This is a genomic window from Caballeronia cordobensis (assembly GCF_001544575.2).
In the GTDB taxonomy this organism is placed as follows: domain Bacteria; phylum Pseudomonadota; class Gammaproteobacteria; order Burkholderiales; family Burkholderiaceae; genus Caballeronia; species Caballeronia cordobensis.
Genome location: NZ_FCNY02000023.1, coordinates 89,230 through 113,044 on the forward strand (window position 1 = coordinate 89,230; position 23,815 = coordinate 113,044).

Genomic DNA, 23,815 nt, shown 5'->3' on the forward strand with positions numbered 1-23,815 from the left:
GGCGCGATCTCCCGTGGATGTGTCCGGCGCAATCGAGAACACGATGGGGTGAGCAGTGAGTACTGGATTTGGCAAGCGCGTCAGCGCAATCGTTTCGACCGCGATCCTGCTGAGCGCGGTGGCATCGGTTCTTTATGCGCCGGCTGGCACGGCCGCGCCGGCGACCGTGCGGGACTTCGAGTGGATGGTCGGCAAGCTGCCCTCGGAGGTCGTCGGCGACCAGCGGTTCCGCAAGGCGTTCAACGAGCTTCGTCCCAATGAGTGGAAGCGGATCGTCGAGCGGTTCGGGGCATCGGATATCGCGGGCGTTCAGTTGAAGGACGGCTATTACTTCGCGTCGGGCTGCAAGCAGCACGCGTGCAGCAGCGATCTCGCCGCCTTTGCGATCAGCGCATCGACGGGAGAGGGCAGCGTGATGTACCGCGCAACCGTCAATGAAGCGACGGGCAAGACCGTCACGCGCAGCTTCTCGCCGCCCGACATGCCGATCGAGCGCACGCCGCTCGCCGCATGGGCGAAGGAGAACGCCCTGTAAGCGCGCTCGCGCTTCACGACACGCTTCACATCAAGCCGTTCTCCGTCCGGAACTTCCCCGGCGCGATGCCATACAGTTCCTTGAACCGCTTGCTGAACGCCGCCTCGGACTGATACCCGACCTCCGCCGCGACATCGGCGATGCTTTTCTTCGTGTGCGTGAGCATCGTGCTCGCGAGCTGCATGCGCACGTGGCTCAGCAACGCCAGCGGCGAGCTGTCCGAATGCGCGGAGAACGCGCGCATGAACGTGGCGCGCGACATCGCTGCTTCTTTCGCCAGCATTTCGAGGGTCCACGGCTCGGCGGGCCGCTCCAGCATCGCGATGATCGATGCGCCCAGCCGCCGGTTCGCCAGCAAGCCGAGCACGCCCGCAAGCGACGGCTGGCCGGCGAGCCACGCGCGCAGCACCATCGTGAAGAGCGCGGTGGACAAGGCCGTCACGATCGACGGCGCGCCCAGCTGCGAATCCTCGGCCTCGCGGCGCATCGTCTGCACGAGCGGCGCGAGATACGGCGCGGAGGCGTTCGAGAACGACACGTACACGACGTCCGGCAACACGTCGATCAATAGCGCGCGCGGCGCGTAGAGAAAGCGCCCGCACAACAGATCGACGCCCGGCGCGACTTCGCCGCAATTGCTTCGCACCGTGACCGCGCCGTTATCGCGCGCCTGCATCGCGCCTGCGGCCGGGCCGGATTCGCATGCCCGGATGCTCAGCACGTGCGCATCGCCGCGCGGCAGGAAGAAGATATCGCCCGCCTTCAGTTCGAGCGGCGTCTGGCCACGTCGCAACACCGTGCATTCGCCATCCAGCACGACGTGATACACCGCTTCGCCGGCAGGCGCGGGCGCGTGATCCAATTCCAGCGGGCCGCTCAGCAGGCAGCGCAAATCGAGCGCGCCGGAAAGGTTCGCAAGCTGGATCAGTTTGTCGAGAGCGTCCATGTGAGCGGGCAGCCGAGGAGGTCGTTCCGGATAGTACCGAAAGTCCCGTCCCTGCGCCGCGTGCACGCGCTACTTGGCGACTTCGCCCAGTTCCGCCGCGATGTCGCCGGAAGGGGCGGGCACGGTTTTCTTGCGCGTGAGCGTATCCGACACGCTCGACATCAGCGTGCGCAGCCAGGCCACATCGGTCGGCTGATCCGGCTGCGGCAGCGTCAATTGATAGCACTTGATGCGCGGAAACGGCACCGGCGAGTCGAGCACCGCGAGCGGCAGCAGCGCCGCATAGTGCTGGGCGAAGCGGCGCGGCGCGGTGAAGATCAGATCGGACTGCAGCAGCACTTGCGGCACCAGGCCGAAGTACGGAATCGTCGTCACGATGCGCCGCTCGATGCCCGCGCGCGCAAGCCCGATATCGATCGGATGACGCCTGCCGCCGCTGTACGGCGTCGGCGCGAGATGCGCGGCGAGCGCGTAGCGTTCGGCCGTCAGCGGCTCGCGTGCGAGCGGATGATTTGCGCGCATCAGGCAGACGAAAACATCGGTGAACAGATCCTCGCGCGCAAAACGCGGCTCGGGCTTCGTCCAGTTAGCGACCATCAGGTCGATTTCACCTTCGTCGAGCATGCGCTCGTGATCGCGCATCGGATTGAGCGACTCGATCTCGAGACGCGCGTGCGGCGCGGCGTCGCGAAAGGCGGCGACGAGCGTCGGCATGAAGAAATCGTTGAGGTAATCGGGCGCGGCGACGCGGAACGTGCGGCGCGAACTGGCCGGATCGAAATCGCCATGCGGCGTCGCGACGAATTCGACTTCGCGCAAGGCGCGCTGCGCGGGCGCGAGCAGCGATTCGCCGTACTCGGTCGGCACCATGCCCTGCTTGCCGCGCACGAGAATCGGATCGTTAAGGATCTCGCGCAAGCGGCGCAACGCCGTGCTGATCGCCGGCTGTGTCTGGTTCAGACGCTGCGCGGTCTGCGTCACGCTGCGCTCCAGCAAAAGCGTGCGCAAGACGCGGATCAGCCAGATGTCGAGTGAGTCGGCGGGGTCGTTCATGGCCTGCGAAGCGGTTGATCAGGATGCGCGGGCGCGAACTCGCGACCCCTCACCCGAAGTTAAACGCTTATCTTTTTTTGACGCCATAGCGAGCGCGCTATGCACGGCATAGGCGCGCCGCCCTCGACCGCGGCAGTCAGGCGAAATCGGCGTCGCGCGGCGCGGTCGGCAGCGCGCTGATGCGCTTCACTTCCGCGCCCTCCAGCCAGTTCGGCGAGCGCGCGACGTAGAGCACCATCGGCAGCGTGTCCTCGCCCCAGAAAATCTGATCGTTGACGAGGAAAGTCGGTACGCCGAACACGCCCATCGCCACGGCGCGGTCGTTATTGGCGCGCAGTTTCGCCTTGACGTCCTCGTCCTCGATGCGCGTTTCCGCTTCCGGCATGCCGACGTGCTGGCACAGCGCGCGAAAACCTTCGGGCGTCGCCGGGTCGCGTCCCTCGCGCCAGATGTAGCGGAAGATCTCGCGCACGCGGGCGATCTCGCCGTCCGCCAGCACGGCGAGCCGCAGCGCCTTGCTCGGATCGAACGGATGCGCGGGCGGCATCCTGAAGGGAATGCCCAGTTGCTCCGCGCGAAAGAGCGCGTGCCGGTAGGTGAAGACACGCTTGGACGGAATGGTCGCGGCGTGCGGCTGGCCCCATCGGTCGAGCAGCTTCATCAACTGGACGGGCACGAGTTCGAACGGCATGTCCGGCCATTTCTCGTGCTGCTCCAGCAGCAAGTACGAAAACGGCGAAATGAAGTCGAAGAAAAAGTACGGCTGACCACCACTGATCGAATGCGGGGCACTCATGTCACTTCTCCCTGAGTTTCCGTGGCTTTCAGGCGCGGGCGGCGGCTGAAGCCTCAACTATTGTTCGTTTTCCGGTCGTGTCCTGCATGCCGGATGCGGCGCGCGCGGGCATCGCATCTCTTCTTCCGTGTGCTCCTTTAGATATTACGTGCTGCCTTGTTCCGTGTCTGCCCGCGAAACGACAGCGGGCGCGTTCGTTTGCGCCACGTTGCGCGCGTGCGTCCCGGCGTCCTCTGCGCCTTGTGCCGCCGGTGCGTGCGCAAGACGCGTGCGCACGAAGCCGATGTGCTCGCGCAACACATAAAACTGATCCGCGAACGCGAGCGGCATCTTCATGCGATTCACGGCCGTTTCGATCGCGTCGATGCGGTCGAGCAGGGCGTCGCGCTGCGCGGTGTCCGGGCCGCTGATCGCTTCCCGCTCGATCGCAATGAGCGCGCCATACCACCGGTAGATGCGCGATTTCACGCGCCACCGGTACAGCCCCGGCACGAGCCGCAGGCCCGGAATCAGCACCACGATCAGCGGCACCAGCACGACGAGCACGCGATCCGCAAGACTCGCCACCCAGAACGGCAGCGTGCGGTAGATGAAACTCTTGCCCGACTTGTAATAGCGCTCGGCGTCGTCGCTGATGCGGAATTCGTGCACGAGCGGCGCGGGAAACTCGTTCGCGCGCTGCAGCAGATTGGCGCGGCCGTGCACTTCGCGCGCGGCCTCGATCAGCAGGTCGGAGAGCGCCGGGTGCAGGCTGTCGCGCGCGACCAGCTCGGCGGTCGGCGCGATCATGTGGACCGGGCGCGGGGGCAGATTGCGGGCGAAATCGAACGCGCCCATCGGCAGCTCGATTTCGGTGAGATACGGAAAGCGGCGTGCGTAGGCATCGGCCTGAGAGAAATCCATGAAGCGGATGCCCGTCGTGCGCAGGAGTTTGGCCATCGTCGGCGGCTGGGCAGAGTCGCCCGTCAGGAAGACGGCATCGACCTGGCCGGCCTCCAGCGCCTTCGCGGCTTCGTCCCCGGCGAGCGGCAGCAGCTCGGTGTCGCCGCCCGGCTCGATGCCGTTCGCCTTCAGAAGCGTGAGCGCCAGAACGCGCGTGCCGCTGCCTTCCGCGCCGATCGCGAGCCGCTTGCCCTTCAGTTCCGACAGGCGGCTGACCACCGCCGCGCCCCGGTAGAACACCGCGAGCGGCACGTAGGACACGCTGCCGAGCGATTCCAGATTGCCGTGCTGATCGTTGGTCGTGCCGGGTTTGGTCAGGCCGCCTTGCACGAATCCGACATCGACGTTCGATTTCGGGTCGTCGAGGCGCGTCAGGTTGTCGAGCGAGCCTTGCGTTTCCAGCACGTCGAGCGTGACGCGGTTGCGCGCGAGGATCGCCTTGTATTTCTGCGCGCTGTTCCAGAACGAGCTGCCTTTCGGCCCGGCCGCGATGGTCAGCGTGCTCGGCGGCGCGGGCTGGATCAGCCGCACGGCGAGCCAGAGCGCGGCGGCGCAGACGAGCAGGATCGGGCCGAAGGTGAGCGCCAGATCGCGCCAGGAGATGGCGACGAAGCGCGCGACGATCTTCGGTTGCGGCCTGCGTCTCGACGGGACGTCCGGATCGTCGCCCGGATCGTGTGCTGAAGGGTGGGTCATCTTCTCGGTGATCGCGAAACTTTGTGCCCCTGAGCTTACCTGATCGCGATGCGTCCCCGTCCGCGGAAACCGGCCCGGCGATGCCGCCGCATGCGCCACCGAGTGTGACAGACGTGTGTAGCCCCGCGCCCGGCCGGCGGGCGCTGTTGCGCGGGCGCGGCTGCGCGGAGGGCCGCGTCGCTAAATGCTTTGCGCTAATGGCCGCGCTGGGCTAAATTGACGTTCGCCGCCGCACGACATGGCCTTTCTCGCGCCGCAGCCCGCTATGTGGGCATGCGAGCTACCCGCCGCGAACCGGCGAAGGGCGCGCCAAGCATGCGCCATGCGGCAGGACATATTCGAGCCGACGGGTTTTGCCGCCCGACCAAACGGCCGCAGTTTGTTTCGTTTCGCCATCTCTCGCAGCACCGTGAGCCGCATTCGCCGGCTTGCCGCCGCTATGCCCGTGCGCCTTCGGGCAACGGGCGCGCGCGGCCCCGGTGAGTCACCCAGTCGTAAGCCCTGCCGCTGGGAATGCGGCCCGGATTGGAAGTGCAAAACGAGCGGAGTTGCATCTGTGCGAAGTCAACAAGCGAAACAAAAGGAGAAATCATGAAAGCAGTCGATCTGTTGAAGGCGCTGGGCGTGGTGGTGTGCGTGGCGGTGGCTTCGAGCGCCTATGCCCAGTCGAGCGACGCGGCGGCCACGAGCACCGAGTCGGCGGCGGCGACCAAGGCCCAGAAATCGACGGTCAAGAAGGAAGACCGCAAGCTCGGCTACGCGGTGCGCCGCGCGCTGTCGAAGGCGCAGGGCTTCGACGTGTCGAAGGTGTACGTGCGTGCGCGCAGCGGCGCGGTCACGCTGACCGGCACGGTGCCGGAAGGCGGCCAGATCGCCCAGGCGGAAGAAATCGCGAAGGGCGTGGCGGGCGTGAAGTCCGTGTCCAACAAGATCACGCTCGGCGTGCAAGGCGGCGGGCAATAACCGGGTCGCAGGCGGCGGGCGGCATCGCGTGATGCCGCTTTCTCCGCTTCTCTTGCGGGTCCAGGAACGGGCTCCGGCATTCCCGCCGGAGCCCGTTGTCGTTTGCAGCGTGGCGCGCGCTCAAGGCGGCGCGCGTGGCGGACAGGGAAACTCAGCAGCGACTCGTCATTCATTAGACGCGATACTTTCAACGACGGCCGCATGCTCGCAGGCTCGTTGCACCCATGAGGTTGCACCACTCGAACGGAACGAAAGGCGGAGGCAGACAATGAAAAGATGCGCGCGTTTCCAGAGGTTGCAGACTGTGCCGCGCCGGGCGTCGATCAGCGCGTTCGCGATGCTCGCCGCGTTAGCGCTCGCCGCCTGCCACGGCGGCAGCGACGACAACAACGGCGGCGGCACGCCGACCAACACGTTGCCGAATTTCGTCGCGGGCTCGGTCAACACACAGACTTACGACGGCGTCTCCGACGATCTGCTGACGGCCGGTCTGGGCAAGACGGGCCTGGCTTCGGCGACCGCGCCGGGGATCGCGAACAACGCGGCGCCCACGGCGGCCGAACTGCGGCGGCTCGCCATCTACTCGAACTATCGCGCGCTCGTCGACATGTCGGCGAATGGCGGCTATGGCCGCTTCTGGGGGCCGAACGTCGATCTGAACGGCAACGACACGCTCGGCGAGGGCAAGATCGCGGGCAAGGAATACATCGCCTACGCGGACGACGGCAGCGGCACGCAGAACGTCAGCCTGCTCGTGCAGATTCCGGCGAGCTTCAATCCGGATCAGCCTTGCATCGTCACGGCGACGTCGTCGGGATCGCGCGGCGTCTACGGCGCGATCTCCGCGGCGGGCGAGTGGGGGCTCAAGCGCGGCTGCGCGGTCGCCTACAACGACAAGGGCGGCGGCAATGGTGCGCACGAGCTGGCGACCAGTCTCGTCACGATGATCGACGGCACGCTCGCCAGCACCACGCTCGCCGGGACCAAGGCCATCTTCAAGGCGAACGTGAGCGCGTCGTCGCTTTCGTCGTTCAATTCGGCGTTCCCGAACCGCTACGCGTACAAACACGCGCATTCGCAACAGAATCCCGAAGCGAGCTGGGGCAAGAACACCTTGCAGGCGATTCAGTTCGCGTACTGGGCGCTCAACGACATGTTCGGGCCGGTGAGCGGCTCGACGCATCAGGTGCGCTACAACAAGGGCGACATCACGACGATCGCGTCGTCGGTGAGCAATGGCGGCGGCGCGGCGCTGGCGGCCGCGGAGCAGGACACCGATGGCTGGATCACGGCGGTCGTCGTCGGCGAGCCGCAGATCAATCTGAATCTGCCACCGCAGGTGTCGGTGCGGCAGGGCGGCGTGCCGGTCGGCTCGTTCGGGCGGCCGCTCGCGGACTACACGACGCTCGCCAATCTGCTGCAACCGTGCGCGGCGCTCGCGCCCGCGGCGGCCGGCGCGCCGTATCTGACGACGCTTCCGGTCGCGACGACCAACGCGATCCGCACGGCGCGCTGCGCGACGCTCGCCGCGAACGGGCTTGTCTCGGGCGGCAATACGGTCGCGCAGGCCACCGACGCGCTGAACCAGCTTCATCAGGCGGGTTATCAGACCGATTCAGATGCGCTCCAGGCGCCGATGTGGGACTCGCAGGCGGTGCCGGCCGTGGCCGTCACTTACGTCGATGCGTACATGAAGGCAAGCGTGCTCGACAACCTGTGCAACTTCAGCTTCGGCACGACCAACGCGGTCACGGGGGCGGCGGGCGTGGCGCCGGTCGTCTCGCCGATGCCGACGATCTTCGGCAACGGTAACGGCATTCCGCCGACCAACGGCATCAACCTCGTCTACAACGCCGGCACGGCGGGCGCGGCGGATCATCGCTTTGCCACGCCCGATGCCAGCTATCTCGGCGCGGCGTGTCTGCGCGGCCTGTGGGCGAACGGCAATGCGACGATCGTCGACAGCGTGAACGCCATCCGCGTGAATGCGAACCTGCGCGGCAAGCCCGCGATCATCGTGCAGGGCCGCGCGGACGCGCTCGTGCCGATCAATCATGCGTCGCGTCCGTACCTCGGCGCGAATCGCGTGGCGGAGGGCAACAAGAGCCAGCTTTCGCTCTACGAGATCGCGAACGGCCAGCATTTCGACGCTTTCCTGTCCGTGGCGGGCTTCGACACGCGCTTCATTCCGGTGCATTACTACGATATTCAGGCGCTCAACCTGATGTGGAATCACCTGAAGAACAATGCCGCGCTGCCGCCTTCGCAAGTGGTGCGCGCAGTGGCGCGCGGCGGCACGCCCGGTTCGGCGCCCGCGCTCGCGGCGTCGAACCTGCCGCCGATCGCGAGCGATCCGGGCGCGAACGCGATCACGGTGGGCGGCGGAACGGTGAACGTGCCGAATTGAACGCGGCGTCCCGGACCGGCGCTCAATGCGCCGGTGCGGACGCCGCGTTCGGCGCCGATGCGGCCACTGCCTCCGACGCGGCCGCCTGCGCCTGGCGCTTCGTTTCGGCCGCGGCATCCGATGCCTGGATGGCCGTGGCGGCTTCGGGCGTCTGCACGACGATCGGCGTCGGCGTGAGTTCGGGCGAACTGACGATGAGCGAGGGCGCGAGCGGCTTGCTCTTCACTTCATCGGACGCGATGGGCGAACTGCGCGGCACCGTGTTGAGGTAATGGCTCATCAGGTTGAAGAAGCGGTCGTAGAACTTGCCCGCGGGCACGGTCTCGCTCGAAATCTTGACCATCGCATCGCTGTTCGAACGGATCGGCAGCGAAAGCGAACCGAGCACCGAGAGGCCGACGCTCGCCGAGGTATCGCTCTTCTTGAGCGCGTAGCCGTCCTGCACGGCGTTCACGTAGGCGATGCTCTGGTTCGTCGCGTTCTCGCCGGGCGTGCACACGACGTGGAACGAGACGGCGACGTGCGTATCGGCGTTCGGCTGGAAATTCTTGGTGGCGTCGACGCTGTCGGGCTGACCCATCGTCGTGAGAAAGCCTTGCGAGAGCAGTGCGCGGCGCGCGGCCTCGCAGGTTTCGTTGACGGTGGCGTCGAAGTTGTGCGCGAACGGGCTCGCGCCCGTGGTGAACAGTTCCTGCTGATAGCTCGGCGTGACCGCTCCGCGGCCTCCGCACGCGGCGAGAGCGACGAGTCCGAGAGAGGCGAGGGCGAGACGCGGGGACGGCATGGGCATGAGAGGCGGCGGATCCAGAATTTGTGTCAACGACGGACACAAATTGTAGACCCGCCGGACTGGCCGATGAAAAAGCGCAGTCTAAAAACATCGTCGAATCTATCGCTTACAGCGTGATGAAAGGCGCTAACTTCGTCGATTCATCGCTTCGAGTGCGATCGTATGGATTACGGACGGCTGAAGTCGACCGGGTTCGCCGCCGACGGACGCACGATGCGATCGATAAAGCTCAGTCGGCTCGCATGCCCCGACGCCGACGCGCCTTCTTCCGCACCGCCGAAAGACGATGCAGCGACGCCTTGCTGCGCATTGACGCGCGCCTCGGCGGCCTGGATGTCGGCGGGGTAGTTAGTCTGGTCGCCAGTCGGGTTATAGCCGGCGCGTTCGAGCTGAACCAGCTCGGCGCGCACTTGCGCGCGGGTGACGGGACCGTCTTCGCGCGCCTGGGCGAAACTGGGCACGGCGAGCACGGCAGCGATGGCGAGCGCGGGAACGAGTGACTTGAACATGATGACCTCCGAATGCTGATTTAGGGAACGTTGCGGGTGGTGAGGTGTCTCTCCACTGCTTCGTCGTTGAGAATCAGTCTAGGCCGCAGCGTCCTAGGTAAAAACCCTGATCTGAACAAATCAGCCTTCGCAAATCAGCATTAATCACGTCTATCGGGTGTGCCGTCTTCATTGTTTTTATCGAAGTCGATGCGCGCGATGCCTTGTCCTACGGGATTCCCCGCTCGCTCCCTCCTTGAAATTGTCAAACTCGGTCCATATAATTGGCACTCACTGCACGAGAGTGCTAACAAGATTGCCGTCCGAAGAGAATGTTCTCCTAGGACGGGTTTTCCCGCGTTTTCAGTCTCAATCAAGAGAGGAGTGTGTATGAACCTTCGTCCTTTGCACGATCGCGTTATCGTCAAGCGTCTGGACCAGGAAACCAAGACCGCATCGGGCATCGTGATTCCGGAAGCTGCGGCTGAGAAGCCGGATCAAGGCGAAGTCCTGGCCATCGGCCCGGGCAAGCGCGATGACAAGGGCGCGCAAATCGCCCTCGACGTGAAGGTCGGCGACCGCGTGCTGTTCGGCAAGTACGCCGGTCAGACCGTCAAGGTCGACGGGCAGGAACTGCTCGTCATGCGCGAAGAAGACATCATGGCCGTTCTGGTCAAGTAAAGATCCTTCCTGCACGTTCGGCTTCGCGCGATCTCGCTTTCTCAAGCGCCGCAGCGAAGCCTGCACACTGAATAGACTCAAGGAGTTTGGATATGGCAGCTAAAGAAGTCACTTTTGGCGATTCCGCACGCGCCAAGATGGTCGAAGGCGTGAACATCCTGGCCAACGCGGTCAAGGTCACGCTGGGTCCGAAGGGCCGCAACGTCGTGCTCGAGCGCTCTTTCGGCGGCCCGACGGTCACGAAGGACGGTGTTTCGGTCGCGAAGGAAATCGAACTGAAGGACAAGCTCCAGAACATGGGCGCGCAAATGGTCAAGGAAGTCGCTTCCAAGACCAGCGACAACGCGGGCGACGGCACCACGACCGCTACCGTGCTCGCGCAATCGATCGTCCGCGAAGGCATGAAGTACGTCGCATCGGGCATGAACCCGATGGACCTGAAGCGCGGCATCGACAAGGCTGTTGCAGCCGCAATCGAAGAACTGCGCAAGATCAGCAAGCCCTGCACGACCAACAAGGAAATCGCACAAGTCGGCGCGATCTCGGCGAACAGCGACACGTCGATCGGCGATCGCATCGCTGAAGCGATGGACAAGGTCGGCAAGGAAGGCGTCATCACCGTCGAAGACGGCAAGTCGCTGCAAGACGAACTCGACGTCGTGGAAGGCATGCAGTTCGACCGCGGCTACCTGTCGCCGTACTTCATCAACAACCCGGACAAGCAAGTCGCCGTCCTCGAAAACCCGTTCGTGCTGCTGCACGACAAGAAGGTTTCGAACATCCGCGATCTGCTGCCGGTGCTGGAACAAGTCGCAAAGGCTGGCCGTCCGCTGCTGATCATCGCTGAAGACGTCGAAGGCGAAGCACTGGCTACGCTGGTCGTCAACAACATCCGCGGCATCCTGAAGACCGTTGCCGTGAAGGCTCCGGGCTTCGGCGACCGTCGCAAGGCCATGCTGGAAGACATCGCGATCCTGACCGGCGGTCAAGTGGTTGCGGAAGAAACCGGCCTCACGCTCGAAAAGGCAACGCTGGCTGAACTGGGCCAGGCGAAGCGCATCGAAGTGGGCAAGGAAAACACGACGATCATCGACGGCGCTGGCGAAGCCGTGAACATCGAAGCGCGCGTGAAGCAAGTGCGTACGCAGATCGAAGAAGCAACGTCGGATTACGACCGTGAAAAGCTGCAAGAGCGCGTGGCCAAGCTGGCCGGCGGCGTTGCGGTGATCAAGGTCGGCGCTGCGACCGAAGTCGAAATGAAGGAAAAGAAGGCACGTGTCGAAGACGCACTGCACGCAACGCGCGCAGCGGTGGAAGAAGGCATCGTGGCTGGCGGCGGCGTTGCGCTGATCCGCGCTCGCAAGGCGATCGAAGGCGTGAAGGGCGCGAATGCGGACCAGGACGCTGGCATCAAGATCGTGCTGCGCGCAATGGAAGAGCCGCTGCGCCAGATCGTCACGAACGGCGGCGAAGAAGCTTCGGTGGTCGTTGCGGCGGTTGCTCAGGGTTCGGGCAACTACGGCTACAACGCGGCGACCGGCGAGTACGGCGACCTGGTTGAAGCCGGCGTCGTCGATCCGACGAAGGTGACGCGTACCGCGCTGCAAAACGCGGCATCGGTGGCAGGCCTGCTGCTGACGACCGACGCAGCCGTTGCCGAACTGCCGAAGGAAGACGCTCCGATGCCTGGCGGCATGCCCGGCGGCATGGGCGGCATGGGCATGGACATGTAAGCAGGCGGAAGCCGATTACATCGGCGCGGGTCTCGAAAGAGGCTCGCGTCATGCCGAAAGAAAACCCGCAGCGATGCGGGTTTTTTTTCGCCTAGTTCATTTCGCCCAGTTCATTTGTTCATCTCATCGCGCAACTTCTGCGCCGCGGCCTTGTAGTCGTACGTCGGATAAAACTCCGTGCGATAGCCGCCCCACGCGGTTGTTTCGATCGCCCGGTTCACTTCGCGCAAGCGGTCGGCGGGCACGCGCAGCGTCACGACTTGCCCGATGCCCATCATCACGTACCACGACACCACTTCGATGCCCGGCGGCGGGAACGTCTTGAAGTAGCCCTGTTCCTTCAACTGCTGATTGATCTGCGGCAGCGTCTTCGATTCGTCGTGCTTGAGGAAGATCGTCAGCAGGAAGGTGCCGTCGCCCGCGGGCGTGGCGTTCTGCGCTTGACCCGGCGCGCTGAAACCAAGCAGTGAGGCGAGCAGCGTGGCTCCGATCAGGCGTGCAAGACGTTCTGCCGGCTTTCGCATCGGGCAATCCTCCAGAGAGTCAGACCTTGTGGTGAATCCGCAAGCGCTCCATCAGATGCAGCGCGTTGGGCTGCGCGTTGCCTTCCGCCGTGTTGTCGAAGACGCACCAGACCTCGGCCGTCTTCTTCGCGCGCGCGTGCAGCGTGTGGGCGAGATCGTCGAGGTAGGTGTAGTTATAGGAAGACTTGTAGAGCTCGGGCGAGCCGTGCAACCGCACGTACACGAGCGACGTGTCCGCGCGATGCTTGATCTCGCAATCGTCGGGAATCGGGTCGGCGTCCACGTAGGCGATGTGATGCGCCTTCAAGAGCGCCGCCGCGTGCGTGGTGAACCAGCTTTGTTCGCGCGCTTCGCACGCGACCGGCAGCTTCGTGCGCTCGCGCAGCGCCTTGAAAAACGTCTCGGCGATTTCATGATCGAAGGGCAGGCTCGGCGGGAGTTGCACGAGCCAGCAGCCGAGCTTGTCGCCGAGTTGCCCGGCCGCGTGAAGAAATTCGTCGAGCAGGGCTTCGGAGTTCGCGAGCCGCGCATCGTGCGTGATCGCCTTCGGCAGCTTGACGGAAAAGCGGAACGAATCGGGCACGCTCTCCGCCCAGTGCGCGTAGGTCTGTTCGCGATGCGGCTTGTAGAAGCTGGTGTTGATCTCGACGCACGTGAGCACGTGCGAGTAGCGTTCGAGATGCGTGCCTTCGTGCGGAAAACTGGCCGAGACGGCGCTCGACAGGCCCCAGCCCGCGCAGCCAATGCGAATCGCGCCTTGCGGGCCGGGCTTGTGCAGATGGGGCAGTCGATATGGCATGCGCTCGCGTGGCCTCCCTTATTGAATTCGTCGACACGGAAATCTTTGACGCGAAATCAGTGGCGCGCTTCTCCGGGCAGTCCCGGCGGATCGTCGGGCAGCGAGGACGCGTCGCTGTCTTCATCCGCGTCGTTCGAACGCGCCCAGAAGAAGCGGTCCGGCAGGTACGCGCCCATGCCGGGGCGGAACGCGGCGCGTGCTGCCTGGAAGACGTATTCCTGCGCCTCGCGCGCGGCCTCGGCCGGCTCCTGGCCATTGGCGAGCAGCGCGGCGACCGCCGAGCCGAGCGTATCGGTCAGGCCCATGATGCGTTGCACGCTGCGCTCCCACGTGTCCTGCCGCACCTGGCCTTCCTCGCTATAGAGCGTGTTGACGTGCCGGTGCGTGCCGGTTTCCATCGCGAGCACGTACTCGCAGCCCTGCGCGAGAATGTGCGAAATCGCGGAATCCAGCGTGGGCGATTCGGCGTCGCTGTCCGGCTGCGCGAGTTGCAGTAACGTGGCGTGATCGGCAATCAGCATGGTGGTTTGCGGCACGAGCAGATCGGCGAGCGATTCGCGCAGCTCGTCGGCGGACAGCACGTGTTCGTCGTCGAGCGTGAAATCGGGCGCGAGGATCAGCGGCACGTCGTCGTAGTCGGAAACGACTTCGGCGATGGCGGACACGAGTTCCGCGCGCGTCGCCGCGCCGATCTTGAAGGCGGCGATCGGCATGTCCTCCAGCAACATGCGCGCCTGGGTCGCGACGGTATCCGGGTCGAGGCCCGTCACTTCGTCGCAGGTCGCGGAGTCGCGCACCGCGTAGCCGGTGAGCACGGTCGCGCCGTGGCAGCCCATGCTGGCGAGCGTCAGCAGGTCGGCTTGCAGGCCCGAGCCGCCCGTGGGGTCCGAGAGGCCGAAGGTGAGTACGATCGGTGGGGAATCGCCGGTCATGGCAAAAGCGGACATTATGGTATTGGATGCTTGATTGGACGATCGGCGTAAAGCGGACCCGTCCGCGCCCTAAGCGCGTGAGCGGATGCCCGCCCGGTCATGTCTGATTATGCGTCCTAATGCCGCCCGGCTGTTTTCTTTGCGCACTTTTTTCCGGCGCGCTAGCCTTGGCACGGCACCCCGCATGACGGCCGTTTCGACCGATGTCACGCCGCGCGCGATTGCGGGCGGGCAGCTTGCTAGGCATCGACACGGCAACACGGTACCATCATGTCCTAATTTCAACCGACCAATCGACGCGGCATAAGTATGGAATACAGAAGCTGGATGTGCCTGATCTGCGGCTGGATCTACGACGAGGAGGCGGGATTGCCCGAAGAGGGCATCGCGCCGGGCACGCGCTGGGAGGACGTTCCAATCAACTGGACCTGTCCCGAATGCGGAGCCCGCAAGGAAGATTTCGAGATGGTTCAGATCTGATCTTGTCGTTCTGCCGCGCCGCATGACTCGCGTCATGCGGCGCGCGTTTTTTGCGGGCCGCGTTCCGCTGCGGCGGCGCGAGGCGCGTGCGGCTCGCGCGGTTTTCTGGTTTTGCAGCGTAACGCGAGTTCGTTGCGGCGAAAGAGGGCGCGAAAGCGTCGGCGGAGCGCATTCGATTCCCGCACCGGCCCGTTAGCGCATACGCTTGAAGCAGGCGCGGTGAGCGGCGCGCGGATCGCCCGCCGCACGTCGCCGTTTATCGATCGTGCAATCCAAACCGCGTGCGACGGCGATCCACCGCCGCGCCGGTGAACCGGCTTGTGAGCGCTTGTTATGACTTCTCGTCCCGATCTGCCCGTTGCATTCGAAGCCCTGCCCAATCCGCGCGGCGGATCGGTGCGACTCGCCGAAATGGCGCTCACCGACGCGCTGCATGCGTTCCAGCGTCAGGGCGAGACCGGCGCCGCGCTGAAACGCGCCATCGCCGCGTTGCATTCGGCGGGCTGGCTGCCCGCGCAGCGCTTCGCCGAGGCGCTCGCGCTCGTCGCGCCGCTCGGCGAGGAATCGGAGGGAAGCCGCGCGCGCATTGCCGAGGCGCTCGCGGTGTTCCGCGCGGCGGTCGAGCGCCACAATCTGCGCGAGTTGGCCTGTTCGACGGCGCTTTTCGATCACTATCGCGGGCTGCATGCGCTGCTCGCGGCGCACACGCGCGTCGCCCCGGTTTCGTACGACGATCTCGCGCTCGCCGGCCGTGCGATCGCCCCGGCGACGCTGCGCGGCTTCGCGCCGGCGCGGCTCGCGCACGTGCGGGCGCATTACGAGGAGACGCTGCTCAAGCTGCTGCGCGGACCGGCCGAAGCCTCCGCGGACTCGTTTGCGCGCCTCGATGCCTGTCTCGACGAACTGCGAGGCTCCGACCCCTACGATTTCTGGCGGCTCGCGTCTTCCACGGTGCGGGCGCTGCGCGAGCGCGCCGAGCGCAACGGCGCGGAACTCGACCATATTGCCGATGCAAAGCGCCTGTACGCGCGCTTCAACCTCGTGCTGGCCGATCAGGCGCATGCGCTTTCGTACGCGCCGCGCTCGCTCGTGCGCGCAACGCTCGCGCTCCTGTGGCGCGATTTCGCGCTATACGGCGCGGCGCCCGAAGACGCCGAACACGTCGATGTGCTGCGCGACTACGGCCTGACGGTGGCGTGGCACGTAGCGGCGACGCAGGCATCGGAAGCGGCCTGGGAAGAGGGCGCGGCGCGGGCGAGCGAGGAAGCCGCCCGCGACGCCCCGACGCGCGATCTCGGCGTGCTGCGCGTCAACGCCGCCGCCTACGAGGACTTCCTGCAGAGCGCGGAAACCTCGATCGACGCGCTCGTCGAGCGCGGCACGCAGGCGAGCGAAACCGGCACGGTGGACGAAGCGGCGGCGCTTTCCGCGGCGGACGCTTCGCACCGGCTGGGCGCGGCGGCCTGCGCGCTCGGGCTTGGGCACGTCGCGCTGCTCGCGGACACCCTCGGCCTCGCATGGCGGCGCGTCGCGCATCATGGCGAAACGCATGCGGATGGCGCCGAAGGCGCAACGCGCGGCCTCGACGCCACCGTGCCCGAACGCGCCGCGCAAATGCTGCGCTCGATGCTGCATCAGGCCGCCGCGGGCATCGCGCCGTCCGAAGGCCGCGGATCGATCGTCGCGCTGACATCGATGATCGAGCGGCCCGCGCTCATCACGCGTTAATCGTCATCCCGTTCGTCGGGTGCGATTTGTTTCGCGCCAGGCCCGCGCACAACGTCGTAGCGTGCGAGCGTGCGGTTTCTTGCTGCGCCGTGATCGACGAGCGGCTGCGGATAATCCGCGCCGAGTGCGATCTTCGCGGCTTTGATCGCATCGGGTTTCGCGAGCCACGGCGCGTGGATGTCGCGATCCGACAAACCGGCGATCTCCGGCACGTAATGGCGGATGAACTTGCCCGCGACGTCGAACTTCTTCGACTGCGTGACCGGATTGAAAATGCGGAAGTACGGTTGCGCGTCGCAACCGCTCGATGCGGCCCATTGCCATCCGCCGTTGTTGTTCGAAAGCTCGAAGTCGTTCAGAAGCGCTTCGAAATACGCTTCGCCGCGCCGCCAGTCGATGCCGAGATCCTTCGTCAGAAAACTCGCGACGACCATGCGCAGGCGATTATGCATATAGCCTGACGCATTGATTTGCCGCATCGCCGCATCGACGATCGGATAACCCGTCTGCCCGGCGCACCACGCCGCGAAGTTCGCATCGGCGGCGTCGCCGGTCTCCCAGCCGATGCGATCGTATTCCGGCCGGAACGCGCGATGATCGCCGGGCAGGCCGACGTGCGGAAAATGATGCAGCACGGAGAAATAGAACTCCCGCCAGATCAGCTCGCCGAGCCATGTTTCGGCGCCCTTGTCGCCGTGGCGTTGCGCGTCGTGCGCGCTGCGGGCGAGCGCGCGGATCGATACCGTGCCGTGCCGCAGATGCACGCCTAGAAAGCTCGGGCCTTTCAGCGCGGGAAAGTCCCGCGTGCGGCCGTAGTCGGACATGCGTTCGCGGAAGTCGTCGAAGAGCTCGAATGCACCGCTCGTGCCGGCGGGAAACGCGGGCGCGTGGGCGTCCGAAAAGCCGAGCGCGGGCAGCGACGGAATCGCATGCCTTGCGGTCGCGGGCGGCCTCGCCAGCGCGTTCAGACGATCTTCCGACGCATAGGGCTTGAGGGCGTCCGGCGTCAGCGTCTGGAGCCATTTGCGCTTGTACGGCGTGAAGACGGTGTAGGGCTTGCCGGTGCCTGTCATCACATCGTCATGATCGAAGACGGCCTGATCCTTGAAGGTGAAGAACGCGATGTCCTGGCTCGCGAGCTTTTGCCCAACCGCTTCGTCGCGCTCCTTGGCGGCCGGCTCGTAATCGCGGTTGGCGAAAACGGCGTTCACGCCGCAGTCGCGCGCAAGCGCAGGAATGTCGTGAAGCGGATGCCCATGCAGCGCAATCAGCCCGCCGCCCGCCTCGCGCAGCGTGCGGTCCAGCTCGACGGCGCTTGCATGAAAGAACGGCACGCGGCGATCGTTTTTGTCGAGCGGCGCGAGAATCTCGCGATCGAAAACGAAGGCGCACAGCACGCGGCGGCACCGTGTAAGCGCATGATAGAGTGCAGCATTGTCTGCTGCGCGCAGATCCCGCCGAAACCAGACCAGACCCACATCGAAGTCCGCCATCTCGTAGCGCCTTTGTTAAAATTCTGAATTATGTCCAAGACTTCCGATCGCATCAATTTGACGAATCAGTTCCTGATCGCCATGCCTTCCATGGTCGATCCGACGTTTTCGGGAACGGTGGTCTATCTTTGCGATCACACCGAGAAAGGCGCGCTCGGCCTCGTCATCAACAGGCCGACCGACATCGATCTCCAGTCGCTTTTCAACCGCATCGATCTGAAGCTCGAGATCGAGCCGCTCGTTCATTTGCCCGTGTATTTCGGCGGCCCCGTTCAGACCGAGCGCGGCTTCGTGCTGCACGAAGCGGGCGAGGGCGAACCGTATAGCTCGTCGATGAGCGTGCCCGGCGGCCTCGCCATGACCACGTCGAAGGACGTGCTCGAAGCGGTCGCGAGCGGCAAGGGCCCCGAACGCTTCCTGCTCACGCTCGGCCACGCCGGCTGGGGCGCGGGCCAGCTCGAAGAGGAAATCTCGAAGAACGGCTGGCTCACCGTGGAAGCCGACCCGCGCATCATTTTCGATGTGCCCGCCGAAGACCGTCTCGAAGCCGCGCTCTCGCTGCTCGGCGTGTCGCGCTCGATGTTGTCCGGCGAAGCAGGGCACGCATGAGCCGGGAAGCCACGCTGCTGGCATTCGATTACGGCGAGAAACGCATCGGTGTCGCCGTCGGCAACACGCTCACGAAAAACGCACGTGCGCTCGTCACGTTGCACAATCTCAACCGCGAACATCGCTTCGTCGAAGTGGGCAAGCTGCTCGACGAATGGAAGCCCGACGCCGTGGTGGTCGGCATGCCGATGCATCCCGATGGCACGCCGCACGAAATGAGCGCGCTCGCCAAGCGCTTCGGCAATCAGGTGAACGGCCGTTTCAACGTGCCGGTGCAATGGGTGGACGAGCGCTATTCGTCCGTCGACGCCAAGGCCGATCTGCGCGAGCGCGGCGTGCGCGCGAACGCGCGCGGCCGCTTCGACGAGATCGATGCCGAGGCCGCCCGCGTCATCCTTCAACAATATCTCGACGGACTTGCCGACGATCATGAGTTCCATTGACGCCGAGGCGCTCTACCGCGCGCTCGTCGACCAGATTCGCGCCGCGTTCGGTGAATCGCTTGCCGCGCCGGATGGCCCTGTGCTCGCCGGCATCTACAGCGGCGGCGTGTGGCTTGCCGAACGGCTCGCAAAAGACCTGAACGCGCCGAGCTTCGGCGTGGTGAACGTCGCGCTGCATCGCGACGACTACGCGAAAAAGGGCTTGCACAGCCAGGCGCGCCCGACCGACCTGCCTTTCGATGTGAACGGCCGGCGCATCGTCCTGATCGACGACGTGCTGTCCACGGGCCGCACCGTGCGCGCGGCGATCAACGAGCTGTACGACTATGGCCGTCCGGCGTCGATCGATCTCGCGGTGCTCGCCGATCGCGGCGGGCGCGAAATGCCGATCTTCGCGCGCTTCACCGGCGGCACGGTCGATGTGCCAGCGAGCGCGAATCTCGTGCTCGCGCGCCGCGACGACAACACGTTCACTTTCACGACCGAGCCGCGCGCAAACTGACGCGCGCTTCGCGTTTCCAGAAACACCGGGATCATCATGAACACTGCTATTCAGGGCGCAGCCGAATCGGGCGCGCCTGCCTCTGACAAGTTCCGGTACGGCTTTCTCAAAGGCAATCCGCAGCTCACGAAGAACGGCGAGCTGAAGCATTTGCTCACCATCGAAGGATTGCCGCGCTCGATCGTCACGCTCATTCTCGACACCGCCGAGCAGTTCGTGAGCGTGACCGACCGCGAAGTGAAAAAGGTGCCGCTTTTGCGCGGCAAGTCGGTGTTCAACCTCTTCTTCGAGAACTCGACACGCACGCGCACCACATTCGAGATCGCGGCGAAGCGCCTCTCGGCGGACGTGCTGAACCTGAACATCAACGCGTCCTCGACGAGCAAGGGCGAATCGCTGCTCGACACGATCAACAATCTCTCCGCGATGCACGCCGACATGTTCGTCGTGCGTCACGCGTCGAGCGGCGCGCCGTATCTGATCGCCGAGCATTGCGCACCGCACGTGCACGTGATCAACGCGGGCGATGGCCGTCATGCGCATCCGACGCAGGGCCTTCTCGACATGTACACGATCCGCCATTACAAGCGCGATTTCACGAAGCTGCGCGTGGCGATCGTCGGCGACATCCTGCATTCGCGGGTGGCGCGCTCGGACATTCACGCGCTCACCACGCTCGGCGTGCCCGAAGTGCGCGCGATCGGTCCGCGCACGCTCTTGCCGGGCAATCTCGATCAGATGGGCGTGCACGTCTATCACAACCTCGACGAAGGCCTGAAGGGCGTCGACGTGATCATCATGCTGCGCCTGCAGAACGAGCGCATGAGCGGTGCGCTGCTGCCGTCCGCGCAGGAGTATTTCAAGAGCTGGGGTCTCACGCCCGAGCGCCTCGCGCTCGCCGCGCCCGACGCCATCGTGATGCACCCCGGACCGATGAACCGCGGCGTCGAAATCGACTCGCAAGTGGCCGACGGCCCGCAGTCGGTCATTTTGAATCAGGTGACTTTCGGCATCGCCGTGCGTATGGCGGTGATGGGCATCGTGGCGGGGAATAGCGACTAAACATGAAGATTCAAATTCAAAACGGCACGCTCATCGACCCGGCCGCGGGCACCGAAGCACGCAAGGACGTGTTCATCGCAGCGGGACGTATCGTCGGGATCGGCGAGGCGCCGGCGGATTTCCACGCGGCCAAGGTAATCGACGCGAGCGGGCTGCATATCGCGCCGGGTTTCGTCGATCTGTCGGCGCGGCTGCGCGAGCCGGGTTTCGAGCACAAGGCGACGCTCGAATCCGAAATGGCCGCGGCGATGGCAGGCGGTGTGACGAGCCTCGTGTGCCCGCCCGACACCGATCCGACGCTCGACGAGCCCGGTCTCGTCGAAATGCTCAAGTTCCGCGCGCAGAAGCTGCATCTGGCGCATGTGTATCCGCTGGGCGCGCTCACGATGGGCCTCAAAGGCGAGGCCATCACCGAGATGGTCGAGCTGACCGAGGCGGGCTGCGTCGGCTTCTCGCAGGCCGATAACCCGATCGTCGATACGCGCACGCTGCAGCGCGCGCTGCAATACGCGACGACTTACGGCTATACCGTGTGGCTGCGCCCGCAGGACGCGTACATGTCGAAGGGCGGCGTGGCGGCGAGCGGCGCGGTGGCGTCGCGGCTCGGGCTGTCGGGCGTGCCGGTCGCGGCGGAAACCATCGCGCTGCATACCATCTTCGAACTGATGCGGGTGACGGGCGCGCGCGTGCATCTGTCGCATCTGTCGTCGGCGGCGGGCGTCGAGCTCGTGCGCGCGGCGAAGGCCGAGGGGCTCGCCGTGACCTGCGACGTGACCGTCAACCATGTGCATTTGACGGACATCGACATCGGCTATTTCGATTCGCAGTTCCGTCTCGATCCGCCGCTGCGTCAGCAACGCGACCGCGACGCGATCCGCGCCGGTCTCGCCGATGGCACCATCGACGCGATCTGTTCGGATCACACGCCGCTCGACGACGACGAAAAGCTCCTGCCCTTCGCCGAAGCGACGCCGGGCGCAACCGGCCTCGAACTGCTGCTTTCGCTGACGGTGAAGTGGGCGCGTGAAGCGAACGTGCCGCTCGTGAAGGCGCTGGCGCACATCACGTCCGCGCCCGCCGACGTGCTCAAGCTGCCCGCGGGCCGCATCACGACGGGCGCGCTCGCCGATCTCTGCGTGTTCGATGCCGCGAGCGACTGGCGCGTCGATCCGCAGAAGCTCAAGAGCCAGGGCCGCAATACGCCGTTCCTCGGCTACGAGTTGCCGGCGCGCGTGCGGGCGACGATCGTCGGCGGACACGTCGCTTACGAGAGCCGCTGATCATGTGGCTCGCATGGCGCAAGCTGCGGCTGCTCGTCCATTTGCTGCGCGGCATGTGGCTCGTCGCGACGCGGTTTCCGCGCGCGTCGGCGGCGGAGCGCATGCGGCTGAACCGCGCGTGGTCGATCGAGATGCTGCGCCTCGCGGGCATGAAGCTCGTCGTCCATAACGATGAAGCGCGGCTCGATGCGGGCGCGCTCGTCGTCGGCAATCACATTTCGTGGATCGATATTTACGTCATCAACGCGTGGCGTCCGACGCCGTTCGTGTCGAAGGCGGAGATTCGCAAGTGGCCGGTCGTCGGCTGGCTCGCGCATCAACTGGATACGGTGTTCGTGCAGCGCGAAAAGCGCAGCGATGCGAAGCGCATCATGCACGAGCTCGCGGCGCGCCTCGACGCCGGTGAGCTGATGTGCGTGTTCCCCGAAGGCACGACCACCGATGGCCGGTCGCTGCTGCCGTTTCACGCGAACATGTTTCAGGCGGCGGTGTCCGCCTCGTGCCCGGTGCAGCCCATTTGTCTGATGTACGAGGATGCGCAGGGCAGGCAGTCGACCGCGCCCGCGTATATCGGCGACATGACGCTCAACGATTCGCTCAGCGCGCTCCTGCGCGCCACGCCGCTCACCGCGCATCTGTACGTATGCGATCCGCTCGCGCCGGGCGCGGATCGGCGGCTGCTCGCGAGCGAGGCGCAGGCGGCGGTGGACGGGGCGTTGCAGCGCATGCGCGGCGCGCCCGCGGTCGTCGAAACGACGGCCGAGGCGCCGCTCACTTCTTCATCGAGCAGCTCACCTGCGTGAGCACGCGTTGCGCGGGATCGGCGGTCATGCGCAACGCCGATAGCTTGTTGCCCCACACGCAGCCCGAGTCGAGACACAGCACGTCGTCGCGAATCATCAGGCCGAGCGCGGCCCAGTGGCCGAACACGATCGTCACGTCGCGCGTGCGGCGCTCCGGCACGTCGAACCACGGCATATAGCCGGGCGGCGCGGCATCGGGGCCGCCGTTGTTGGCGAATTCCATCGCGCCTTCACGCGTGCAGAAGCGGATGCGCGTGAGCGCGTTGTAGATCACGCGCAGGCGATCGATGCCGATCAGCGTGTCTTCCCATCGATGTGGCTCGTTGCCGTACAGCGACGCGAGCGTTTCCTTCCAGTTCGGCGCGCGCAATGCCTGTTCGAGCTCGTGCGCGAGCTCCATCGTCATCGTTGCGTCCCATTGCGGCACCACGCCCGCATGGACCATCAGAATGCCGTTCTCGAAATGCGCGACCGGTTTGTGCCGCACCCATTCAATGAGATCGGCGGCGTCGGGCGCGGCGAGGATGTCATCGAGCGTGTCGCCTTTTTTTGGCTTGCGCAGACCGGCGGCGACTGAAAGCAGATTCAGATCGTGGTTGCCGAGCACGACGGTTGCGCGTGAGCCGAGCGCGATCACTTCGCGCAGGGTTTGCAGCGACTTCGGCCCGCGGTTGATGAGATCGCCGGCGAACCAGAGCGGCGTTGTCGGATCCGGTGCGGCTTTCTTAAGGAGACGCTCGAAAGGATCGCAGCAGCCCTGGAGATCGCCGAAGACGAGCGGGGCTGCGGAGAGGTCGAGACTGGAGGTGAGGGCGTCGGTCATCAAAAATAGCGTGTTGAGTTGGCCGTCAAGTTGGCGCGAAGCCGAAATATGCGGGCATTATGAAACAGATGGTGAATATCGTCGTCTGTGTCAGGTTGTCAAGCGTCCGGGCTCCGCATTGCCCGGCCTTATAATTCGCTGTTGACCATTTCACACAGTCGGGAAACGTTCAGTTTTCCGATCTGGCTTTAAGCAGCGAAGAGGGGCTTTTTATGATTCTCGTGACGGGCGGTGCCGGTTTTATCGGCGCCAATTTTGTTCTGGATTGGCTCGAAGGTTCGGATGAACCGGTTTTGAACGTCGACAA

General features: G+C 65.2%; 24 protein-coding genes. 13 read left to right on the forward strand and 11 right to left on the reverse strand.

Translation table 11 applies throughout. The annotated features are described in order from the left end of the window. The first annotated feature begins 55 nt into the window (after window positions 1–55). Entirely contained in the window at window positions 56–535 is a 480-nt protein-coding gene (locus AWB70_RS31675) for an Ivy family c-type lysozyme inhibitor (RefSeq protein ID WP_053568690.1), read from the forward strand. 25 nt (window positions 536–560) lie between these two features. On the opposite strand, the gene AWB70_RS31680 is transcribed toward AWB70_RS31675, so the two are convergent. The 4 genes from AWB70_RS31680 to AWB70_RS31695 form a co-directional block, all read right to left on the reverse strand. Next, on the reverse strand, window positions 561–1,481 hold the full coding sequence (locus AWB70_RS31680) for an AraC family transcriptional regulator (protein WP_053568689.1): 921 nt from the start codon (window positions 1,479–1,481) through the stop codon (window positions 561–563). Window positions 1,482–1,550: 69 nt separating this feature from the next. Then, window positions 1,551–2,534 carry a LysR family transcriptional regulator gene (locus AWB70_RS31685; RefSeq protein ID WP_053568688.1) on the reverse strand — a complete coding sequence of 328 codons (984 nt, stop codon included), beginning with the start codon at window positions 2,532–2,534 and terminating at the stop codon, window positions 1,551–1,553. A gap of 136 nt (window positions 2,535–2,670) precedes the next feature. Further along, a complete protein-coding gene (locus tag AWB70_RS31690; RefSeq protein WP_014192159.1) occupies window positions 2,671–3,330 on the reverse strand; it encodes a 2-hydroxychromene-2-carboxylate isomerase in 660 nt (219 codons plus the stop codon). 144 nt (window positions 3,331–3,474) lie between these two features. After that, window positions 3,475–4,968, reverse strand: a complete 1,494-nt coding sequence (locus tag AWB70_RS31695) for a TAXI family TRAP transporter solute-binding subunit (RefSeq protein WP_053568687.1) — start codon at window positions 4,966–4,968, stop codon at window positions 3,475–3,477. A 591-nt stretch (window positions 4,969–5,559) separates the two neighbouring features. Between AWB70_RS31695 and AWB70_RS31700 the strand changes: the two genes are divergently transcribed. After that, a complete protein-coding gene (locus AWB70_RS31700; protein ID WP_045450973.1) occupies window positions 5,560–5,931 on the forward strand; it encodes a BON domain-containing protein in 372 nt (123 codons plus the stop codon). A gap of 337 nt (window positions 5,932–6,268) precedes the next feature. Then, the gene (locus AWB70_RS31705) at window positions 6,269–8,338 is read left to right on the forward strand and encodes a 3-hydroxybutyrate oligomer hydrolase family protein (protein ID WP_374730267.1); all 2,070 of its coding nucleotides are present in this window, start codon (window positions 6,269–6,271) and stop codon (window positions 8,336–8,338) included. Between the two features lie 22 nt (window positions 8,339–8,360). Here AWB70_RS31705 and AWB70_RS31710 read toward each other — a convergent pair whose 3' ends face one another. Beyond that, window positions 8,361–9,128, reverse strand: coding sequence for a DUF2242 domain-containing protein (locus AWB70_RS31710; protein WP_014192155.1), 768 nt, complete (start codon window positions 9,126–9,128; stop codon window positions 8,361–8,363). Window positions 9,129–9,295: 167 nt separating this feature from the next. Next, window positions 9,296–9,637: a DUF4148 domain-containing protein gene (locus AWB70_RS31715; RefSeq protein WP_041730595.1), complete on the reverse strand. Its 342-nt coding sequence runs from the start codon at window positions 9,635–9,637 to the stop codon at window positions 9,296–9,298. 369 nt (window positions 9,638–10,006) lie between these two features. Between AWB70_RS31715 and AWB70_RS31720 the strand changes: the two genes are divergently transcribed. Next, window positions 10,007–10,297 carry a co-chaperone GroES gene (locus tag AWB70_RS31720; RefSeq protein WP_006999126.1) on the forward strand — a complete coding sequence of 97 codons (291 nt, stop codon included), beginning with the start codon at window positions 10,007–10,009 and terminating at the stop codon, window positions 10,295–10,297. Between the two features lie 92 nt (window positions 10,298–10,389). Next, window positions 10,390–12,030 carry a chaperonin GroEL gene (gene groL / locus AWB70_RS31725; protein ID WP_014192153.1) on the forward strand — a complete coding sequence of 547 codons (1,641 nt, stop codon included), beginning with the start codon at window positions 10,390–10,392 and terminating at the stop codon, window positions 12,028–12,030. Window positions 12,031–12,140: 110 nt separating this feature from the next. On the opposite strand, the gene AWB70_RS31730 is transcribed toward groL, so the two are convergent. The 3 genes from AWB70_RS31730 to thiD are packed head-to-tail and all read right to left on the reverse strand — an operon-like array spanning window position 12,141 to window position 14,285. Then, window positions 12,141–12,554: a hypothetical protein gene (locus AWB70_RS31730; protein ID WP_014192152.1), complete on the reverse strand. Its 414-nt coding sequence runs from the start codon at window positions 12,552–12,554 to the stop codon at window positions 12,141–12,143. Window positions 12,555–12,573: 19 nt separating this feature from the next. Then, window positions 12,574–13,353 (reverse strand): DUF72 domain-containing protein, encoded by a 780-nt coding sequence (locus tag AWB70_RS31735; protein WP_053568685.1) that lies wholly within the window; start codon window positions 13,351–13,353, stop codon window positions 12,574–12,576. A gap of 56 nt (window positions 13,354–13,409) precedes the next feature. Beyond that, window positions 13,410–14,285 carry a bifunctional hydroxymethylpyrimidine kinase/phosphomethylpyrimidine kinase gene (gene thiD / locus AWB70_RS31740; protein WP_053568741.1) on the reverse strand — a complete coding sequence of 292 codons (876 nt, stop codon included), beginning with the start codon at window positions 14,283–14,285 and terminating at the stop codon, window positions 13,410–13,412. Window positions 14,286–14,594: 309 nt separating this feature from the next. On the opposite strand from thiD, the gene AWB70_RS31745 reads away from it, so the two are divergent. Next, window positions 14,595–14,765 carry a rubredoxin gene (locus AWB70_RS31745; RefSeq protein ID WP_025527884.1) on the forward strand — a complete coding sequence of 57 codons (171 nt, stop codon included), beginning with the start codon at window positions 14,595–14,597 and terminating at the stop codon, window positions 14,763–14,765. Between the two features lie 333 nt (window positions 14,766–15,098). Then, the gene (locus AWB70_RS31750) at window positions 15,099–16,493 is read left to right on the forward strand and encodes a hypothetical protein (RefSeq protein WP_053568684.1); all 1,395 of its coding nucleotides are present in this window, start codon (window positions 15,099–15,101) and stop codon (window positions 16,491–16,493) included. Here the strand turns inward: AWB70_RS31750 and AWB70_RS31755 are convergent. Further along, window positions 16,490–17,986: a cryptochrome/photolyase family protein gene (locus tag AWB70_RS31755; protein WP_053568683.1), complete on the reverse strand. Its 1,497-nt coding sequence runs from the start codon at window positions 17,984–17,986 to the stop codon at window positions 16,490–16,492. The two genes, AWB70_RS31750 and AWB70_RS31755, sit on opposite strands and share 4 nt — an antisense overlap. 30 nt (window positions 17,987–18,016) lie before the next feature. Between AWB70_RS31755 and AWB70_RS31760 the strand changes: the two genes are divergently transcribed. Genes AWB70_RS31760 through AWB70_RS31785 form a run of 6 tightly spaced genes read left to right on the forward strand, consistent with a single transcriptional unit; the run spans window position 18,017 to window position 22,685 of the window. Then, window positions 18,017–18,595 (forward strand): YqgE/AlgH family protein, encoded by a 579-nt coding sequence (locus AWB70_RS31760; protein WP_014192146.1) that lies wholly within the window; start codon window positions 18,017–18,019, stop codon window positions 18,593–18,595. After that, window positions 18,592–19,038: a Holliday junction resolvase RuvX gene (gene ruvX / locus AWB70_RS31765; RefSeq protein ID WP_053568682.1), complete on the forward strand. Its 447-nt coding sequence runs from the start codon at window positions 18,592–18,594 to the stop codon at window positions 19,036–19,038. Before AWB70_RS31760 ends, ruvX begins: the two co-directional genes overlap by 4 nt. Next, window positions 19,025–19,540, forward strand: coding sequence for a bifunctional pyr operon transcriptional regulator/uracil phosphoribosyltransferase PyrR (pyrR, locus tag AWB70_RS31770; RefSeq protein ID WP_053568681.1), 516 nt, complete (start codon window positions 19,025–19,027; stop codon window positions 19,538–19,540). Before ruvX ends, pyrR begins: the two co-directional genes overlap by 14 nt. A 36-nt stretch (window positions 19,541–19,576) precedes the next feature. Then, window positions 19,577–20,602, forward strand: coding sequence for an aspartate carbamoyltransferase catalytic subunit (locus AWB70_RS31775; protein WP_053568680.1), 1,026 nt, complete (start codon window positions 19,577–19,579; stop codon window positions 20,600–20,602). A 2-nt stretch (window positions 20,603–20,604) separates the two neighbouring features. After that, window positions 20,605–21,882, forward strand: coding sequence for a dihydroorotase (locus AWB70_RS31780; protein WP_053568679.1), 1,278 nt, complete (start codon window positions 20,605–20,607; stop codon window positions 21,880–21,882). 2 nt (window positions 21,883–21,884) lie between these two features. Further along, window positions 21,885–22,685 carry a lysophospholipid acyltransferase family protein gene (locus tag AWB70_RS31785; RefSeq protein WP_053568678.1) on the forward strand — a complete coding sequence of 267 codons (801 nt, stop codon included), beginning with the start codon at window positions 21,885–21,887 and terminating at the stop codon, window positions 22,683–22,685. Here the strand turns inward: AWB70_RS31785 and AWB70_RS31790 are convergent. Next, entirely contained in the window at window positions 22,654–23,508 is an 855-nt protein-coding gene (locus tag AWB70_RS31790; RefSeq protein ID WP_053568677.1) for a symmetrical bis(5'-nucleosyl)-tetraphosphatase, read from the reverse strand. The two genes, AWB70_RS31785 and AWB70_RS31790, sit on opposite strands and share 32 nt — an antisense overlap. Between the last annotated feature and the right edge of the window lie 307 nt (window positions 23,509–23,815).

What these genes read in the sequence shown, in the direction of transcription:
- AWB70_RS31700 (WP_045450973.1), top strand. Translation starts at nt 5,560, where the DNA reads ATGAAAGCAGTCGATCTGTTGAAGGCGCTGGGCGTGGTGGTGTGCGTG.
- AWB70_RS31715 (WP_041730595.1), bottom strand. Translation starts at nt 9,637, where the DNA reads ATGTTCAAGTCACTCGTTCCCGCGCTCGCCATCGCTGCCGTGCTCGCC.
- AWB70_RS31755 (WP_053568683.1), bottom strand. Translation starts at nt 17,986, where the DNA reads ATGGCGGACTTCGATGTGGGTCTGGTCTGGTTTCGGCGGGATCTGCGC.
- pyrR (WP_053568681.1), top strand. Translation starts at nt 19,025, where the DNA reads ATGAGTTCCATTGACGCCGAGGCGCTCTACCGCGCGCTCGTCGACCAG.
- thiD (WP_053568741.1), bottom strand. Translation starts at nt 14,285, where the DNA reads ATGACCGGCGATTCCCCACCGATCGTACTCACCTTCGGCCTCTCGGAC.
- AWB70_RS31750 (WP_053568684.1), top strand. Translation starts at nt 15,099, where the DNA reads ATGACTTCTCGTCCCGATCTGCCCGTTGCATTCGAAGCCCTGCCCAAT.
- AWB70_RS31780 (WP_053568679.1), top strand. Translation starts at nt 20,605, where the DNA reads ATGAAGATTCAAATTCAAAACGGCACGCTCATCGACCCGGCCGCGGGC.
- AWB70_RS31680 (WP_053568689.1), bottom strand. Translation starts at nt 1,481, where the DNA reads ATGGACGCTCTCGACAAACTGATCCAGCTTGCGAACCTTTCCGGCGCG.
- ruvX (WP_053568682.1), top strand. Translation starts at nt 18,592, where the DNA reads ATGAGCCGGGAAGCCACGCTGCTGGCATTCGATTACGGCGAGAAACGC.
- AWB70_RS31720 (WP_006999126.1), top strand. Translation starts at nt 10,007, where the DNA reads ATGAACCTTCGTCCTTTGCACGATCGCGTTATCGTCAAGCGTCTGGAC.
- AWB70_RS31690 (WP_014192159.1), bottom strand. Translation starts at nt 3,330, where the DNA reads ATGAGTGCCCCGCATTCGATCAGTGGTGGTCAGCCGTACTTTTTCTTC.
- AWB70_RS31775 (WP_053568680.1), top strand. Translation starts at nt 19,577, where the DNA reads ATGAACACTGCTATTCAGGGCGCAGCCGAATCGGGCGCGCCTGCCTCT.
- AWB70_RS31705 (WP_374730267.1), top strand. Translation starts at nt 6,269, where the DNA reads ATGCTCGCCGCGTTAGCGCTCGCCGCCTGCCACGGCGGCAGCGACGAC.
- groL (WP_014192153.1), top strand. Translation starts at nt 10,390, where the DNA reads ATGGCAGCTAAAGAAGTCACTTTTGGCGATTCCGCACGCGCCAAGATG.
- AWB70_RS31735 (WP_053568685.1), bottom strand. Translation starts at nt 13,353, where the DNA reads ATGCCATATCGACTGCCCCATCTGCACAAGCCCGGCCCGCAAGGCGCG.
- AWB70_RS31695 (WP_053568687.1), bottom strand. Translation starts at nt 4,968, where the DNA reads ATGACCCACCCTTCAGCACACGATCCGGGCGACGATCCGGACGTCCCG.
- AWB70_RS31790 (WP_053568677.1), bottom strand. Translation starts at nt 23,508, where the DNA reads ATGACCGACGCCCTCACCTCCAGTCTCGACCTCTCCGCAGCCCCGCTC.
- AWB70_RS31785 (WP_053568678.1), top strand. Translation starts at nt 21,885, where the DNA reads ATGTGGCTCGCATGGCGCAAGCTGCGGCTGCTCGTCCATTTGCTGCGC.
- AWB70_RS31730 (WP_014192152.1), bottom strand. Translation starts at nt 12,554, where the DNA reads ATGCGAAAGCCGGCAGAACGTCTTGCACGCCTGATCGGAGCCACGCTG.
- AWB70_RS31685 (WP_053568688.1), bottom strand. Translation starts at nt 2,534, where the DNA reads ATGAACGACCCCGCCGACTCACTCGACATCTGGCTGATCCGCGTCTTG.
- AWB70_RS31745 (WP_025527884.1), top strand. Translation starts at nt 14,595, where the DNA reads ATGGAATACAGAAGCTGGATGTGCCTGATCTGCGGCTGGATCTACGAC.
- AWB70_RS31710 (WP_014192155.1), bottom strand. Translation starts at nt 9,128, where the DNA reads ATGCCCATGCCGTCCCCGCGTCTCGCCCTCGCCTCTCTCGGACTCGTC.
- AWB70_RS31760 (WP_014192146.1), top strand. Translation starts at nt 18,017, where the DNA reads ATGTCCAAGACTTCCGATCGCATCAATTTGACGAATCAGTTCCTGATC.